Origin of the sequence: Runella aurantiaca, assembly GCF_003339505.1 — a bacterium.
GTDB lineage: Bacteria > Bacteroidota > Bacteroidia > Cytophagales > Spirosomataceae > Runella > Runella aurantiaca.
Genome location: NZ_QPIW01000016.1, coordinates 86570 through 102671 on the forward strand (window position 1 = coordinate 86570; position 16102 = coordinate 102671).

The window sequence follows — 16102 nt, forward strand, 5'->3', positions numbered from 1 at the left end:
TTTACGCAAACATCTCTTCAATCTCAGCTTTGTATTTTTCTTGGATGATTCTCCGCTTGGGTTTCAGGGTGGGGGTTAGTTCGCCATTGGCGGCGGTCAACTCGCGGGCCAATAAATGGTATTTCTTTACGCGCTCGTAGGGGGCCAATTCCTTGTTCTCGTTTTCTATTTCACTCCGAATTTTAGCACTTACCTTTTCGTTTTTAAGAATCTCATCGTCAGAGGTATAGGTAATGTTTTCGATTCGACAAAACTCTTTGATGGCGTCAAAAGAAGGGACAATTAGGGCGGCGGCGTATTTCTGTCCGTCGCCGAGAACTACCGCCTGTTCGATAAAAAATGACTCCTTCAATTTTGCTTCAACGGCCTGCGGGGCTACGTATTTTCCAGCCGAGATTTTGAATATTTCCTTTTTTCGGTCGGTCAATTTTAAAAATTTATCATCGACCCACTGGCCGATGTCGCCCGTGTGAAACCAGCCATCGGCCGAAATCGCTTCGGCAGTCAGGTGGGGTTTGCGGTAATATCCCTTCATAACGTTGGGGCCTTTGACCAAAATTTCGCCATCGTCGGCGAGTTTTACCTCCACGCCATCAATCACCATCCCGACGGTGCCGATGCGAATTTCCTGTTGGGGATACAAGCGGTTGAAGGAAATCACGGGCGAGGTTTCGGTCAGTCCGTAGCCCTCACACACGGGAATTCCCGCCGCCCAAAACACCCTGGCAATGCGCGGCGGAGTGGCCGCGGCCCCGACCACAATCATCTGGAGTTTACCGCCGAGGGCCTCTTGCCATTTGCTAAAAACCAGTTTTTTGGCCAACGAAAGTTGGGTGTTGTACCACCAGCCCATGTCTTTGTTGGGGTCGTATTTTAACCCTAAATCCAAGGCCCACAGGAAGATATTGCGCGAAACCCGCGACAACTCGTAGCCTTTTGCCACGATTTTGTCGTATACTTTTTCGAGTAGACGTGGCACCGTCGAGAGCACCGTAGGGTGCACTTCGCGCAGGTTTTCGGCAATGGTGGCCACGCTTTCGGCGTAATAAATCGAAATGCCCGAGCGCAAATATACGTACTGGACCATCCGCTCAAAGACGTGATTGAGCGGCAAAAAACTCAAAGCCCGGGCTTCGGGACCAAAGGCAATCAGCTTCCGACCTTCTTCGGCATTGCTCAAAATATTGCGGTGCGAAATCATGACTCCTTTGGGGTCGCCGGTGGTGCCTGAGGTATAAATAATGCTCAATAAATCGTCGGGGTGGACTGCGGCTTTCATGGCTTCGAGCTTGGGGCGATTGGCTTCGTCGGCTTTGCCCATGACATCGGTAAGATTTTTGGCACTTTTGACGGCATCAAATGTGTACATTTCTTCTACAGAAGGGGCCGTAGCCACCACGTCAATCAGTTTTCTAAACAGGCCCGCGTCGCCCACAAATACGAACTTTACTTCGGCTTCGTGAAAAATATATTGAAAATCGTCGAGTGTCAGGGTAGGGTAAATTGGCACCGAAACTGCTCCAACTTGCTGAATACCAAAGTCTACAATGTTCCATTCGGGGCGACCTTCTGACACGATTGCGATGCGGTCGCCTGCTTGTACACCCAACTGGATGAGGCCCAAACTGACTTTGTCGACCTCTTCGCAAAACTGTTGTGACGAAAACGTAACCCATTCGCCGTGTCGTTTACAGGCCAGCGTATCGGGCTTATTTTGTGGTTTGACGTAGAGGTCTAAAAAATCAAATATACGGGTAGCAACGGTTTGCATGTTGTTGGAGGAGATTGATTGGGCGTAAAGTAAAGTAAAAAAAGAAGACGTATGAAGAACAAAGTTATTTGACGGTAAAAAATGAAACAGTAACCATTGAAAAATGGTAGACCGTTGATTCGTTCAACTTTTTGGCCGTAATTTAGTTTTAACTTTTGATGAGTCATTCTTCGTTATGAACGGTTAACTATTAAACACCCCTCTCGCATGAAAACCTTCTATTTTATTCTTCTTGTTGGATGTTTGTTTTTATTGGGTAATGGCCTTCAGGCGCAACGCCTCCGGCCTGGTTTTGACAAAGCCGAATATATCGAAATGCTGAAAATATCGGCCCGGTTTGGCGCTCCTGCCTACGTTGCGGCTTTTCCTGCGCCCACCAATTACCAATCGGTGTACCGTTCGCCCATTGTTGGGCTGGACAATACGTGGGACTTATGGACGCACAACGACAATACCATTGCCGTAATCAGTATCCGAGGAACGACCGAGAAAGAAGTGAGTTGGCTGGCGAATTTCTACGCCGCGATGGTACCTGCCAAGGGCGAATTGCAATTGAACCAAAGCGAAATTTTCAAATACGAACTTTCGTCAGACCCCAAAGCCGCCGTACATGTGGGGTGGTTGCTTGGTACGGCCACGATGTCGAAGGATATTTTGTCAAAAATAGATTCTTGTTACAAAAAAGGCATCAAAGATGTCATCATCATGGGGCATAGTCAGGGGGGAGCCATTGCGTATTTATTGACGGCTTACGTTTACAGTCTGCAAAAGCAAAAGGCAATTCCTGCCGACATTCGCTTCAAAACCTATTGTAGCGCTGCCCCCAAGCCCGGAAATCTGTATTTTGCGTATGAGTACGAGTCGTTGACCCAAAACGGCTGGGCCTACAACGTCGTCAATTCTGCGGACTGGGTGCCAGAAGTGCCCATTTCTATTCAGACCATCGACGATTTTAACGTGACGAATCCGTTTGTGGGGGCCAAGGGCATTATCAAAAAGCAAAAATTCCCCAAAAACCTCGCCCTCAAATATGCGTATAATCAGCTCAGTAAGCCGACGTATAAGGCCAATAAAAATTACCAAAAATACCTCGAAAAAATGGCCTCGACGATTGTAAGCCAAAACATGACGGGCTTCACTCCGCCGCCGGCGTATTACAACAGCAACCACTACGTACGCACGGGAAATACGATTATTTTGAAGGCCGACGAGGACTATTACCAACGCTTCCCCGAAAGCAAAGAGAAAATTTTTGCGCACCATTTCCACCCGCCGTACCTGTATTTGACCGAAAAACTTAACACCCACAATGAAAGCATGACGGCCGCCTCACCCCTTGACGGAACTTGGGAACTCAACTATATTGCAGAGGCTTCGGTGCTTTTTGATAGCCTGTATCCCAACACAAAGCCCATGATGATATTTGACGGAGCCAAGGGGCAAGTGAGCGGAAACACGGGCTGTAACCGTTTTTCGGGTAAACTCAATGCCGACGGTGACAAGCTCAATTTCAATTCACCCATGGCTTTGACCAAGATGTTTTGCCCCGGTGAGGGTGAAAATCGCTTTCTGGAGACATTGAAAAAAGTAAATATGTACTCCATTAACGAAAACACGCTGACATTTATCATGGGCGATATTGCCGTGATGCGGTTTGTGAGGAAGTAGGAGTAGGAAGGGAAAAACTCGTTACTCTGTAACTGAAGTGGTGTATTGTAGACTGATTTTTTTAGTAACATTGACCTAGGATTCTCGGCAATAACAAATCGGTCGATTTATATTCAGTCACAACGCTATGCACACCTCGTCGCTTTTCAAAGCCCTTCAAGTTCTTGCCCTTTTTTTTCTGGGTATCGCTGGCTTGCACTTTGCCAAACCCTTTTTAGTGCCCTTGGCGCTGGCCTGCATTATTGCGATGCTGATGCTGCCACTGGGCCGTTGGATGGAAAAGAAAGGGATGGGGCGTGGGTTGGCCACCTTTCTTTGCCTTCTTTTTTCAGTCGTTGTTGTGATGGGAATTATTGGGATACTTTCATGGCAAATTGCCAGTTTTGTCGATGACCTCCCGAAAATGCAACAGTACGTTGGGGAGTTAGAAAAGAAATTGCAAGAGACATTGAGTAATCAATTCGGGCTCTCTCCCCAAAAACAAAAAGAATTGCTAAAGCAGCAGCAATCGTCGGGGGTGGGCAATGCCGGAAAAATGGTGTTGTCGGTCATGAGTTCTTCTACGAGTCTGTTGGTGGACATGGTATTGGTGCTGGTTTATACTTTTTTGTTGATGTATTCACGCACGCACTTGAAGCAATTCATGCTAAAAATGGTGCCCGTTGACCAAAAAGCAAAAGGCAATAAAATCATCAGCGATGCGTCGCACGTGGCTCAACAATATCTCTTGGGGATGGCCATGATGATTGCCATGCTTTGGGTGATGTACGGCGTTGGATTTTCGATAATCGGCGTAAAAAATGCGCTCTTTTTTGCCATGATTTGCGGTTTGTTTGAAATAGTACCTTTTGTAGGCAACATTACGGGCACCACGCTGACCGTCATTGGCGCACTCTCGCAGGGAGGTGATTCGGGAATGGTGCTCGGGATTGTACTTACCTACGGAACGGTTCAATTTCTGCAAACCTATATTTTAGAACCGTTGGTGGTAGGAGCACAAGTCAAAATTAATCCATTGTTTACCATTATTGCCATTGTGGTTGGGGAGCTGGTTTGGGGTGTGGCGGGAATGGTAATGGCTATTCCTTTGGTGGGCATTGCCAAAGTTGTTTTTGATAATATTGAGCCCTTACAACCCTATGGTTTTTTGATTGGCGAAGAAAAGAAAAAGAAAAAAAGTAGTTTTATAGATACGATTAAAGTGCGGGTCAAAAAATCGTGATTCTTTAACTGAAAATAAGGTGATGGTTTTTGATATTTTAACCTTATTTGACAAAATTTTGTCAAATAAGGTTTTTATTTTGACCTTATTGGGATGAAAAATGGAAAATAAGCTATATTTTTCAACAAAAACGAAAATAGCATAATCCCCATTCCATGACCCCCGAAAACCTAATCTCCGAAGGCCAAGGTGATATTAATTCTTCCGAGCAACGCAGCCTTTATAATCAATCGTTGGATAATAAAACAAAATTCGAAACTTGGCAACGCTTACGTTTCCAAAACCTCAGGACAGACCGGCCAATGTTTCGTTAAGCCCCTTTATTCGTTTTGCCCAAATTCTGTATAAAAATGCCAATTGAACAATGAATACGAGGATAATCGCGGCCAAAGAATAGTATTTGATAGTAGTGAATTCTAATGAATACGTAAAGAATAACAACAAGCCGGCAGCGTAGCAAATTCTTGAAATCAGCGACCCGATTGCGTATAGTTTGATACGGGAAATATGCTTTTCCAGCGAAGCCGTAAGAGCGTCGCCATTTCGCGGGTACTTGACCAGTGCATAGCCGTATAGCGTATGGGCGATAGAGATCACTAACACAATCACCAAAATGATATTGATGGGCAGAGGTCTTGTTGCGCCGTCAAACATAGTATAATAACAAACTAAAAAGGCAGACCAGCCCAACAGCTCAATGGTAAGTTGTTTTCTGATTCCTTTCAAGACCGGATGTCTGTTTTCCTGCAGCATCAGTTTGATTTCTTCATTTGTTTTGGCGGGTGGCGCTATGCCTTTCCAAGTCGATTTTAATTCGTCGGAGTTCATGATTCTTTTGCTAAAAGTTGTTGAATTTTCGTTTTTATTCGATTGATCTTAACGCCCACATTGTTTTCGCTGATTCCAAGGATTTCTGCAATTTGCAGATAACTCAGATCATCCAAATAGAGTGCAATAATTGCTTTTTCGCTTTCACTTAACTGCTTCATGGCGGTAAGTAAACGCTCTTGGCGTAGTATAAGCTCTTCGTTTTGAGGCTCTTCGGCAAATTCGGGCAATGTCTCAACGTAGTCGATAGTCGGCTTCTCTTTTCGATAAGAAGCGATGGCTGTATTTAAAGCAATGCGGTACAACCACGTGCTGATCAGAGAGTTGCCTTTGAACGAAGGAAACGATTTCCAAAGCTGGAACGTAATTTCCTGAAAAAGGTCTTCACGATCTTCGCGGCTGTCACGGTAGAGTCGGCATATTTTATGAATGATCCCTTGGTGCTCGGCCATGAGGGTTAAGAATGCGGTTTCATTCATAGTCTGTTTTAATCATATCAGTAATTCGCGAAAAGTAAGATAGTTATCTTTGATTTTTCAGCGCGTTTAATTCACTGCGAATAGCGCTGATGCTGTCAAGAACAGCCTTGTTTTGCCGGTTCAGATGCTCGATTTCAACTTGGAGTTTTTCATCGCGTATTTTTGATCGGCCTTCGGGGGAGGATTCACTGCTACATGCTGCGCAATAAAGCAAAAGAACAATGGCGGAGTATTTAAATAGTTTCATCTTGTTTTTATGTTTTGAACAATTAGTAGCAGAACAAACTGAAAACTTACATTGACCGAATTTTTTTTAATAATTGATACCAACGGATAACAAATGACCCGAAGCCTGTTCATGATAATTCTTTTATCTTTACAACCACGGCTTAGGTACACTTTTATCTAACTTTCCAAACCACATTCCATGACCCCCGAAAACCTAATCTCCGAAGACCAAGGTGATATTAATTCTTCCGAGCAACGCCATTTGTATACGAAATCGTTGGATGCCCAAACCCTGCATTGGCTGGGAGAAGATGCCAAATATTTCTTTCATCAGGCGCTTTCTACGCCCGTCATGAACGTGCTTTCTAAGACCGAAGGAGCGTATATCTATGACCTCAACGGCAAAAAATACTTGGATATGCACGGCAACGGCGTCCATAATGCGGGTTTTAACAATCCTGCGGTAGTGGAAGCGATGATTCGGCAAATGACGGAAGCGTTGGCTTTTACGCCCCGAAGATATACCAACATTCCCGCTATTCAACTCGCTAAAAAACTGACTGAAATTACACCCGAAGGACTGGATCGAGTGCTTTTTTGTCCGGGCGGTTCGGAAGCCATTGAGATGGCGGTGATGTTGGCAAAACAAATCACGGGCAAGTGGAAAACCATTTCCTTCTGGGATGCCTACCACGGCACGGGCTTTCAGTCGGGGGCCGTCAGCGGACAGGCACATTTTCTGAAAGGCAACGGGCCGATGGTGCCCGGGGCGCTGCACGCGGAGTTTCCCAACTACTACCGCAATCCGTGGAAATGGGAAGATACTGACGCCATCGACGAAGAATACCTGCGTCAAATCAAGCTCATTATTCGCAACGAACCCGACATTGCGGCCATCGTGGCCGAGCCGATTTCGTCCACGCCCGTTGTACCGTCTCAAAACTATTGGCAAGAAATCCGCAGCCTCTGCGACCGTGAAGGAATCTTCTTGATTTTTGACGAAATCATCGAAGGTTTGGGGCGTACGGGAAAAATGTTTGCCAGTGAGCATTACGTCACGCCCGACGTGCTGGTATTGGGCAAATCGTTGGGTGGTGGTATGCTGCCGTTTGCGGGAATTGTTTCTAAATCTGAATATAACGTACTGCAAGATAGCTCTATCGGGCATTTTACGCACGAGAAAAACCCACTTTGTTGCGCGGCGGGATTGGCCGAAATTGAATTTATTGAGGAGCACCGCCTCGTCGAAAATGCCGCTTCCAAAGGTGAGTATCTGATGAATGCTTTTCGGGAGATGCAGGATAAATACCCGCTCATCGGCAACGTGGCGGGTAAGGGATTTCACATCGGCATCGACCTTGTCAAAGACCGCAAAACCAAAGAGCGGGCCTACGAAGAGGCCGAGCGCATTATGTATCGCTGCATGGAGCGCGGGTTGGCCTTCAAAATCATCGAAGGCAATGTCATTACACTGCGCCCTTCTCTGATTCTTACGCAGGACCAATGCGATTTTATCATTGATACCATAGACGATGCTTTAGGCGAAGAAACCAAGTAAAAATGCAACACAAAAAGATAAAAGTAGGTGTGGTTCAGGCCACACCTGCGTTGTTTGACATTGAGAAAACCGTTCAACTTGTCATTGAGTGGATAGAAAAAGGAGCTGCCGCAGGCTGTGAGTTGTTGCTTTTTCCCGAATCCTTTATTCCCTGTTATCCGCGTGGGTTAGACTTTGATTCCATTGTGGGACGCCGTACCGAAAAGAGTCGGAATCAATGGTTGGAGTATTGGGAAAATAGCCTCGAAACTTCGTCGCATTATGTAGCACAAATCGGTGAAGCCATCCGCAGGGCAGGGATTTTTGTGGCCTTGGGCGTTACCGAGCGCGAAAGCGTGGGCGGGTCGTTGCATTGTGCATTGCTGTATTTTGATAAACAGGGCAATCTCATCGGCAAACACCGCAAACTCAAGCCTACGGGCTTAGAACGCTACATTTGGGCCGAAAGCGACGGTAGTACATTGGTCAGTTTTGATACCGAAATCGGTAAAATAGGAGGGTTGATTTGTTGGGAAAATTACATGCCGCTGGCGCGGATGTCGATGTACCAACGTGGCGTGGAAATCTACCTCGCGCCAACGGCCGATTCTCGCGAATCGTGGCAATCGACCATGCAGCACATTGCGTTGGAAGGCCGTTGTTTTGTGTTGGCTTCTAATCAGTTTGTTCAAAAATCAGATTACCCCGAACGTTTTCAGGCAGATTTGATACACGAGCCTGCCATCATGAGCAGTGGCGGCAGCGTCATTATTTCACCGTTGGGTGAGGTCTTGGCGGGGCCGCTTTGGAACGAAGAAGGTTTACTCACTGCCGAATTGGACTTTTCAGTTTTGGCCAAAAGCAAACTGGATTTTGACGTCGTGGGGCATTATTCCCGAAATGATGTTTTTCAACTGAAAGTGGTGGGGCAACCGGACATGTTGAAAGTGAAGTGATTGGCTTCCATAAAAAAGCCGTTGGTAAGAAACACCAACGGCGGTAAATTATATAAAAAACTTCGCGTTACACCCCCGTATAACTAAACGGCGAAATAGCTCTTAATTCTTCTTTGATTTCGTCCGAAACATCCAAAGTATCAATGAATTCGGCGATGGCGTTGGCCGTGATTTTTTCGTTTTTGCGGGTGAGATTTTTCAGCGCTTCGTAGGGTTGCGGGTAGGCTTCGCGGCGCAAAACGGTCTGAATTGCTTCTGCTACCACGGCCCAATTGTTTTCCAAATCGGCGTAAAATGCGCGCTCGTTTAGTTCCAGTTTGCCCAATCCGCGCATCAAGGCTTTCAAGGCAATGACGGTATGCGCCAACGGAACGCCTAAGTTTCGGAGGACGGTTGAGTCCGTCAAATCACGTTGAAGGCGAGAAATAGGAAGTTTGGCCGATAAATGTTCAAAAACCGCGTTGGCAATGCCCAGATTTCCTTCCGAATTTTCAAAATCGATCGGATTCACCTTGTGCGGCATGGCCGAGGAGCCGATTTCGCCCGCTTTGATTTTCTGTTTAAAATACTCCATCGACACGTACGTCCAAATATCACGGTCGAGGTCTATCAGGATGGTATTCAGGCGTTTGAAGGTATCCATGAGCGCCGCCAGCATGTCATAATGTTCAATCTGCGTAGTCAATTGACTCCGCGAAAGGCCCAAGTGATCATTGACAAAATGATTGCCAAAAGCCACCCAGTCAATGTCGGGATAAGCTACGTGGTGGGCGTTGAAATTGCCCGTTGCTCCGCCAAATTTTGCTGCAAAGGGCACGGCTTGAAGCATTTGTAATTGTTTTTCAAGGCGTTCGGCAAATACCCCAAATTCTTTCCCCAAGCGCGTCGGTGAGGCAGGTTGCCCGTGCGTGCGGGCCAGCATCGGAATATGCTTCCACTCTTCTGCCAAGGCTTTTAATTTGGCCAACACCTCATCAAACATCGGTACAATTTCAGCCTTTAGGGCATCTTTGAGCGACAACGGAATGGAGGTATTGTTAATATCTTGGGAAGTCAACCCGAAGTGGATAAATTCCAAAAACTGCTCTAATTTCTTGTCTTTCAGCTTTTCCTTGATGAAATACTCCACCGCTTTCACGTCGTGGTTGGTCACCGATTCAATCTCTTTGATCATCAGCGCGTCTTTCTCCGAAAATTCGCCGTACAGCGCGCGCAAGTCGGAATAGTGCACTTTGTCGAAGTCTTTCAATTGCGGCAATGGCAATTCACAGAGAGAAATAAAATATTCCACTTCGATCAGGATGCGGTAGCGAATCAGCCCAAATTCGGAAAAATAAGGCGCAAGTTTTTCAACTTGTCGACGGTAGCGCCCGTCTACGGGAGAGATAGCTGTCAGGGAATTTAATTGCATAGCTTGGGTTCTAAGGCGCAAAGATACGCCGGGAATCGGAAAAATTTGGTAGAAAACCCTAGAAAATGCTTTTATAAACAGTTTGGTATCCAAATCCTCTCCTTTATGAAAATAGCACCCTTTGTTGTCTTTTTAGCGGTCATTACGGCCCTGGTCAGCGCCCCCAACCTTCCCGAAAATGGAGAAAATTGGCCAGAATACAACGGAAATGGTGCCCGCAATCATTATTCTCCCCTGGCCCAAATCAATGCTGAAAATGTTTCCCAGCTCAAAGTGGCGTGGACGTACGCATCGGGAGGGGCGGACACGATTGGGCACCGTACCCAAATGCAGTGCAATCCCATTATTGTCGACGGAATTTTATACGGTGTTTCGGCCAATACCCAAGTGTTTGCGCTCGATGCCGCCAATGGAAACCCCATCTGGAAATCCAAAGTTACCGAAACCGAAGGCACCACCAGTCGTGGGGTAACCTATTGGCGCGAAGGACAAGAAAAAATCATCTTTTTTGGGGCGGGAAAATGGCTCTATGCCTTTGATGCCCTGCGGGGAAAACCCATTACCTCATTTGGCCAAAACGGGCGAATCAACCTAAAAGAAGGCCTCGAACGCCCGGGCGCGGATGAGTATGTGGTGGCCAATACGCCCAACGTTATCTTTAAAAACTTGCTCATTGTCGGAGTTCGGGTTTCGGAAAGTGAAACGGCGCTGCTGGGCGACATCCGTGCGTATGATGTACGGACGGGCAAAAAAGTGTGGACGTTTCGTACCATTCCCCAAATGGGTGAAGTGGGGGCTGATACGTGGCCGGCCAATTCGCGGCAAAATATCGGTGGCGCCAACGCGTGGGCGGGCATGGCCATCGACCGTGAGCGGGGCATCGTGTATGCACCCACTGGCTCGGCGGCGTTTGATTTTTATGGCGGAAATCGCAAAGGAGATAATCTTTTTGCCAACTGTCTTTTGGCCCTTGATGCCAATACAGGCAAGCGACTTTGGCATTATCAACTCGTCAGACACGATATTTGGGACCGCGACCCGCCCGCTCCGCCCAACTTACTTACGGTGATGCACAACGGCAGAAAAGTAGACGCAGTGGCGCAAATTACGAAGCAGGGCTACATTTTTGTCTTTGACCGCGTGACGGGAAAACCGCTGTTTCCCATTGAAGACAGGAAATATTCCTACGATGCTGTACCTGGGGAATTTCCCGCTGCGTCGCAGCCGATACCCCTCAAGCCAACGTATTTTGCAAGGCAGCGTTTTGTGGAACAAGATCTAAATTCATTCGTGGCCGACCGCGATTCGATTCTGGGATTGATTCGGAAATCACGCACTGGAGGCCCGTACATTCCCATTGGAAAAGAAACGACGATTTTCTTTCCGGGCACCGACGGCGGCGGGCAGTGGGGTGGGGCGGCGGCCGACCCGCAGGGAGTTTTGTACATACCTTCCAAAGAAATTCCTGTGTATACCTCGCTGGTAATCAAAAATCAGGAAACAAACGGGGGATTTGTAACGGGAGCTCAATTGTATAAGCAAAACTGCGCGGCCTGCCACGGAACAGACCGACGGGGTAATCACGATGGCTCGTATCCATCATTGGTGAATATCAACAAGCGACTTACGGCCGATGCTCTCAACAAACTTATTCCTAAAGGGCGCGGCATGATGCCGCCGTTGTCGCACCTTTCGGTGCCTGAGCGCCAAGCCATTGTCGATTTTGTTTTTCAGAAAGAATCAGATAAGCAGGTAGTTAGTTCAAGGGGTGGGGCGTTGCCGTATCAGCATACGGGCTACAACCGTTGGTACGACCGTAATGGTTATCCCATCAGTCAGCCGCCGTGGGGAACCCTGACCGCCACCGATTTAAACACGGGTGAGCGGTTGTGGCAAGTTCCTTTGGGAGAATATCCAGAATTGACGGCCAAAGGAATCCCCATTACGGGCACCGACAACTACGGCGGGCCACTCGTAACGGCCAGCGACTTACTCTTCATTGCTGCTACCCGCGACGAGCGATTACGGGTATTTGATAAAAAAACGGGGAAACAACTCTGGCAGACTCAACTTCCTGCGGCGGGTTATGCGTCGCCGAGTACGTACTCAATTGCGGGCAAGCAGTACGTAGTCATTGCGTGCGGTGGCGGAAAGCTAAAAACCAAATCAGGCGATAAATACGTGGCTTTTGCATTGCCATAAGATGTTTTTGTATTTAATTGCGAATCTTTACTGTTTTGCATAATCTCTAAGCTCAAACCCTTTACACGCTAAACTTAACCCTTTACACTTAAATGACTCCTTCTCCTTTTTTGGGCGAACTGCTCGGTACACTCGTTTTGATTTTATTAGGCAACGGTGTGGTTGCCAATGTTGTTTTGAAAAATACCAAAGGCCATAACGGCGGCTGGATTGTCATTACTGCTGGTTGGGCGTTTGCGGTTACCATCGGTATTTTTGTGGCGAAAGCCTTTGGTGGTTACGACGCTCACCTCAACCCCGCCGTCACGATTGGTTTTGCCGTTGCGCAAAATGAATACGGAAAAGTAGTGGATTATGTGAGTGCTCAGATGATTGGGGCTTTTCTGGGCGGAACTTTGGTGTGGTTATATCACCTACCGCAATACGCCAAAACCGAAGATAAAGGGGCTAAATTGGCCACTTTTGCTACCGACCCAGCCATCCGTGCTTCGGGTTCCAATTTTTTTAGTGAAGTAATCGGAACCATCGTTTTATTGATGGGAATAAAGGGAATTGGGGCCGTTACGACGGGCTTGGGGCCGTTTGCCGTTGGCATTTTGGTGTGGGCCATTGGACTTTCTTTGGGTGGAACCACGGGTTATGCCATCAACCCTGCCCGCGATTTAGGGCCGCGCATTGCGCACGCTATTTTGCCCATCGTTGGCAAAGGTGATTCAGATTGGAAATACGCGTGGGTGCCGGTTGCGGGGCCAGTTACGGGCGCTATTATCGCTGGATTTTTATTTTTGTAAAGCTATTTTTCATACAAAGGCGCTAAGAAGCAAAGAAATCACTGCGTCTTAGCGCCTTTGCGTGAATCTAAGTTACTTCTCAAATTTGAGCTTAAAAACCCCGCCCGACAAGACAATTTCGTCTTTCGTATCCTGTTTCTTATAGCCTCTTCCTTCGGGGTCGATGTCAGAGTCATAACCCGTGGCGCTCGTAAATACTTTATCTTCGAGTTTGCCTTTCAGGCGACCTAATCCACCCAGTGCCGTTGCCGACGTTTTTTCTTTGAAATGAGTACCGTCTAGCGTGCCCGAAAATTTTCCTTCCAAAAATCCGTCGGCAGCTTTGGTCACTTCAATTTCTCCGCCGTTTTCCCTACGCGATTTTCCTACGTGGTATTCCATGCGCGGCGATTTTGTTTCTTCTACATACTTAACGTACGCCACACCTTTGTATTTACCCTCGGCCATAATCGGCTGAACCGTATTTTTTCCGTTGAAATCTTCATCAACAATTTTATAAAGTCCCACTTCTGGCAAGTCGCTGTTTGACCAAGTGACAAACCAAAAACGCAGTGATTTGTCGGGACTGGTGGCATTGGCCGTAATGTACCATACGTTGCCCATTCGTATCCGTCGCGGGGCGGTTTTGTATTCTTTGCCGTCGACCTGTACGGAGAGACTGTTGTCGTTTGAGATTTGCGCCATGGCCACCTGACTCAGGAGACCGATCATAAGCGCCGCTAGCTTCTTATTCATTTCATTTGTGCTGTTTGATGTGATGATTTTTGAAAGCCGAAATGTACAGGTTTTCCGCTCGTTCTGGGTCAGGCATTGGGTTGAAATGTCATAAAAACTTACTGAACGGTTACTTATGGCCAATTGATTTATTGGCATCGCTATCATTCGCTTGTATCTTTGGGCGTTCAATTCAACCACTAATCAATGAAACACCTACTTCTAATTTTGTTAAGCAGTTTAATTTTGGGTCTTCAATCGTGCAGTTTTTCGTCAGAAGATAAATTTGAGAAAGGAAAAACCCTGATGAAAGAGGGGAAATTTCGCGAAGCGCTGACGTTTCTAAACGGAGCCATTGAAAGCGATAACGGTAACTACGAAGCCCTAAACGCCCGGGGCGTGGTGTATTATGAGTTAAAAGAATACCAAAATGCTTTGCTCGATTATGACCAAGCCCTCAAATTGAAACCCGATTATTACCGCCCGTATTACAACCGAGCGCTGTTGAAAGTAGCCCAAAATGACGGCGACGGCGCGTTGAAAGATTATGCCGAAGCGGTTCGGCTCGACCCCAAAAATGCGGAGATTTTTGTCAACCGAGGTCAGTTACTGGCCGCCTTGGCGCAGCCTGATGCCGCCCTGCGGGACTTTGAGCAGGCCACGGTTCTTGATTCAACCAATGCCCTAGCGTGGTACAATCGCGGCAATGTTTTATTCCAAAGGGAAGAGTTTAAGGGTGCTATTGAAAACTTTGAAAAGGCGGTCAAATCAGATGCCAAGTTCGGCAAAGCGTTTCACGCGTTGGGAGTTGCGCAAATTTTAGAGAATCAAAAAGAAATCGGATGCCTCAATCTCAAGCAAGCCGAGCGGTTAAAATATCCAGCGGCCAAGGCATCCATTGAACAATATTGCAAATAACCGTAGGGGCAGGCCTTGCGTCTGCCCTACAACAAAACACCCCGCCAAGTTATTTGGCGGGGTGTTTTGTTTATAAAATGATTGCTTGTATTAGTGCGCGGCAGCGGTAGCAGATGTTTCTGCTTTATAGTTGCGCGTCCAGAAATACAGAATGGCAAATGCAACAATCAAAACTGCTGGGAAAATAGCCATAGTGCTGAGTGTAGCCTGACCTGCTGCCAACTCCATTTCGTCGCCGGTTAAGCCAAGCGCCGTTTTTTCGGCACGGGCGTCATCAATCCATTGTCCGATGATAGGCTGGAAGATAGAAGTCGAAAACATACCTACGCCACCAAGAATTGACATTCCAAGGGCGCCACTTAGAGGTACTTTTTCGGCAATAAAACCAATCATGTTAGGCCAGAATAATGCCACACCCATGGCAAAAAATACGGCAGAAACATAGGCCATTGTCCCTGTTTGGGTACTGAATAAATATACACCAATGGTTGCCAATACTGCTGAACCCAACAGTACACCTTGTTGGCCAAACTTGGCAACAATCGGCCCCGCAAAATATCTGATTACGGCCATGAGTCCCGTTACCAAAGCCAAGATTAACATTGGGCTTGCGCCTGATTTACTCATGATTAAGCCAGTCCATTGTTGAGGACCAAATTCTGAGATGGCGGTTAGGGCCATGCAGCAGAACATGAAAATATACAACGGAGTAGCCATTGCTTTTAGGTTTTCACCCAACGAAGTAACGCCTTCGGTTTTGGGTTTTGGAAACGCCTGACCCCAAAACAAATAAGCATAAATCAAGGTTGGAACCATGATCAGCCATATTTGTGCTTGCCAGCCAGTGTTGGCGTCGGTCATGAATTTTGATATTAAACTACCAACCACAATTCCACCTGGGAACCACATGTGGAAACGGTTTAACATTTTACTCATTTCGGCACCTGAATAAGTGTCGGCAATCATTGGGTTACAAGCTGCTTCGGTACAGCCGTTACCCAACCCGATTAAGAAGGTAGAAATCAAAAGGCCTGTGTAGCCTCCTGAATAAATGGTCAAAATGATGCCTAAAGCGTGAGAAACAAACGCAATCATCATGATTTTTTTGGGGCCTACGGTATGATACACAAGTCCACCGATAATCATGGCCAAGGGAAAGCCCAAAAACCACATAGAGTTGATGAAGCCAAGTTGCTCAGCAGTTAAATTAAACTCTGTTCCTAATTGTGCCAGAATTCCAGCTCGGATACTGAATGAAAAAGCTGTTGTTATTAGGGCAAAACAGCTTCCATTAAAAAGTCTTGCTTTGTTGATCATTTTTGGAAAGTTGGTTAAAGGTTAGATATGACATCATAATACAAGTAGGCAAAGGATTAA

Annotated in this window: 14 protein-coding genes; 7 read left to right on the top strand and 7 right to left on the bottom strand. The window is 46.8% G+C overall.

The window, feature by feature from the left end; all coding sequences use genetic code 11:
• Position 1 precedes the first annotated feature (1 nt).
• Positions 2–1771: an AMP-dependent synthetase/ligase gene (locus DVG78_RS18585; RefSeq protein ID WP_114462548.1), complete on the bottom strand. Its 1770-nt coding sequence runs from the start codon at positions 1769–1771 to the stop codon at positions 2–4.
• A gap of 207 nt (positions 1772–1978) precedes the next feature.
• Here DVG78_RS18585 and DVG78_RS18590 point away from each other — a divergent pair, with 207 nt between their 5' ends.
• Both DVG78_RS18590 and DVG78_RS18595 read left to right on the top strand, forming a co-directional pair.
• Positions 1979–3439 (top strand): META domain-containing protein, encoded by a 1461-nt coding sequence (locus DVG78_RS18590; protein ID WP_114462549.1) that lies wholly within the window; start codon positions 1979–1981, stop codon positions 3437–3439.
• A gap of 127 nt (positions 3440–3566) precedes the next feature.
• Complete coding sequence (locus DVG78_RS18595; protein ID WP_114462550.1) at positions 3567–4661, top strand: AI-2E family transporter; 1095 nt, start codon at positions 3567–3569, stop codon at positions 4659–4661.
• 285 nt (positions 4662–4946) lie between these two features.
• Here the strand turns inward: DVG78_RS18595 and DVG78_RS18600 are convergent, their stop codons facing one another.
• The 3 genes from DVG78_RS18600 to DVG78_RS18610 are packed head-to-tail and all read right to left on the bottom strand — an operon-like array spanning position 4947 to position 6215.
• The gene (locus DVG78_RS18600) at positions 4947–5489 is read right to left on the bottom strand and encodes a hypothetical protein (RefSeq protein WP_114462551.1); all 543 of its coding nucleotides are present in this window, start codon (positions 5487–5489) and stop codon (positions 4947–4949) included.
• The gene (locus DVG78_RS18605; protein ID WP_114462552.1) at positions 5486–5968 is read right to left on the bottom strand and encodes an RNA polymerase sigma factor; all 483 of its coding nucleotides are present in this window, start codon (positions 5966–5968) and stop codon (positions 5486–5488) included. Before DVG78_RS18605 ends, DVG78_RS18600 begins: the two co-directional genes overlap by 4 nt.
• 43 nt (positions 5969–6011) lie before the next feature.
• Positions 6012–6215, bottom strand: a complete 204-nt coding sequence (locus tag DVG78_RS18610; RefSeq protein WP_114462553.1) for a hypothetical protein — start codon at positions 6213–6215, stop codon at positions 6012–6014.
• Positions 6216–6395: 180 nt separating this feature from the next.
• Between DVG78_RS18610 and pbfA the strand changes: the two genes are divergently transcribed.
• Both pbfA and DVG78_RS18620 read left to right on the top strand, forming a co-directional pair.
• Positions 6396–7754, top strand: a complete 1359-nt coding sequence (gene pbfA, locus DVG78_RS18615; protein WP_114462554.1) for a (R)-1-hydroxy-2-aminoethylphosphonate ammonia-lyase — start codon at positions 6396–6398, stop codon at positions 7752–7754.
• A 2-nt stretch (positions 7755–7756) separates the two neighbouring features.
• Positions 7757–8689: a carbon-nitrogen hydrolase family protein gene (locus DVG78_RS18620; RefSeq protein WP_114462555.1), complete on the top strand. Its 933-nt coding sequence runs from the start codon at positions 7757–7759 to the stop codon at positions 8687–8689.
• Positions 8690–8756: 67 nt separating this feature from the next.
• On the opposite strand, the gene purB is transcribed toward DVG78_RS18620, so the two are convergent.
• Complete coding sequence (gene purB, locus DVG78_RS18625; RefSeq protein ID WP_114462600.1) at positions 8757–10100, bottom strand: adenylosuccinate lyase; 1344 nt, start codon at positions 10098–10100, stop codon at positions 8757–8759.
• 105 nt (positions 10101–10205) lie between these two features.
• Between purB and DVG78_RS18630 the strand changes: the two genes are divergently transcribed.
• Positions 10206–12302 (top strand): pyrroloquinoline quinone-dependent dehydrogenase, encoded by a 2097-nt coding sequence (locus tag DVG78_RS18630; RefSeq protein ID WP_114462556.1) that lies wholly within the window; start codon positions 10206–10208, stop codon positions 12300–12302.
• 92 nt (positions 12303–12394) lie between these two features.
• Positions 12395–13093 (top strand): MIP/aquaporin family protein, encoded by a 699-nt coding sequence (locus DVG78_RS18635; RefSeq protein WP_114462557.1) that lies wholly within the window; start codon positions 12395–12397, stop codon positions 13091–13093.
• Between the two features lie 72 nt (positions 13094–13165).
• On the opposite strand, the gene DVG78_RS18640 is transcribed toward DVG78_RS18635, so the two are convergent.
• A complete protein-coding gene (locus DVG78_RS18640; protein WP_114462601.1) occupies positions 13166–13828 on the bottom strand; it encodes a hypothetical protein in 663 nt (220 codons plus the stop codon).
• A gap of 186 nt (positions 13829–14014) precedes the next feature.
• On the opposite strand from DVG78_RS18640, the gene DVG78_RS18645 reads away from it, so the two are divergent.
• Entirely contained in the window at positions 14015–14725 is a 711-nt protein-coding gene (locus tag DVG78_RS18645) for a tetratricopeptide repeat protein (protein ID WP_114462558.1), read from the top strand.
• Positions 14726–14815: 90 nt separating this feature from the next.
• On the opposite strand, the gene DVG78_RS18650 is transcribed toward DVG78_RS18645, so the two are convergent.
• Positions 14816–16042: an MFS transporter gene (locus tag DVG78_RS18650; protein ID WP_114069759.1), complete on the bottom strand. Its 1227-nt coding sequence runs from the start codon at positions 16040–16042 to the stop codon at positions 14816–14818.
• Between the last annotated feature and the right edge of the window lie 60 nt (positions 16043–16102).

What these genes read in the sequence shown, in the direction of transcription:
- DVG78_RS18640 (WP_114462601.1), bottom strand. Translation starts at nt 13,828, where the DNA reads ATGAATAAGAAGCTAGCGGCGCTTATGATCGGTCTCCTGAGTCAGGTG.
- pbfA (WP_114462554.1), top strand. Translation starts at nt 6,396, where the DNA reads ATGACCCCCGAAAACCTAATCTCCGAAGACCAAGGTGATATTAATTCT.
- DVG78_RS18610 (WP_114462553.1), bottom strand. Translation starts at nt 6,215, where the DNA reads ATGAAACTATTTAAATACTCCGCCATTGTTCTTTTGCTTTATTGCGCA.
- DVG78_RS18620 (WP_114462555.1), top strand. Translation starts at nt 7,757, where the DNA reads ATGCAACACAAAAAGATAAAAGTAGGTGTGGTTCAGGCCACACCTGCG.
- DVG78_RS18630 (WP_114462556.1), top strand. Translation starts at nt 10,206, where the DNA reads ATGAAAATAGCACCCTTTGTTGTCTTTTTAGCGGTCATTACGGCCCTG.
- DVG78_RS18590 (WP_114462549.1), top strand. Translation starts at nt 1,979, where the DNA reads ATGAAAACCTTCTATTTTATTCTTCTTGTTGGATGTTTGTTTTTATTG.
- DVG78_RS18585 (WP_114462548.1), bottom strand. Translation starts at nt 1,771, where the DNA reads ATGCAAACCGTTGCTACCCGTATATTTGATTTTTTAGACCTCTACGTC.
- DVG78_RS18600 (WP_114462551.1), bottom strand. Translation starts at nt 5,489, where the DNA reads ATGAACTCCGACGAATTAAAATCGACTTGGAAAGGCATAGCGCCACCC.
- DVG78_RS18650 (WP_114069759.1), bottom strand. Translation starts at nt 16,042, where the DNA reads ATGATCAACAAAGCAAGACTTTTTAATGGAAGCTGTTTTGCCCTAATA.
- purB (WP_114462600.1), bottom strand. Translation starts at nt 10,100, where the DNA reads ATGCAATTAAATTCCCTGACAGCTATCTCTCCCGTAGACGGGCGCTAC.
- DVG78_RS18635 (WP_114462557.1), top strand. Translation starts at nt 12,395, where the DNA reads ATGACTCCTTCTCCTTTTTTGGGCGAACTGCTCGGTACACTCGTTTTG.
- DVG78_RS18605 (WP_114462552.1), bottom strand. Translation starts at nt 5,968, where the DNA reads ATGAATGAAACCGCATTCTTAACCCTCATGGCCGAGCACCAAGGGATC.
- DVG78_RS18595 (WP_114462550.1), top strand. Translation starts at nt 3,567, where the DNA reads ATGCACACCTCGTCGCTTTTCAAAGCCCTTCAAGTTCTTGCCCTTTTT.
- DVG78_RS18645 (WP_114462558.1), top strand. Translation starts at nt 14,015, where the DNA reads ATGAAACACCTACTTCTAATTTTGTTAAGCAGTTTAATTTTGGGTCTT.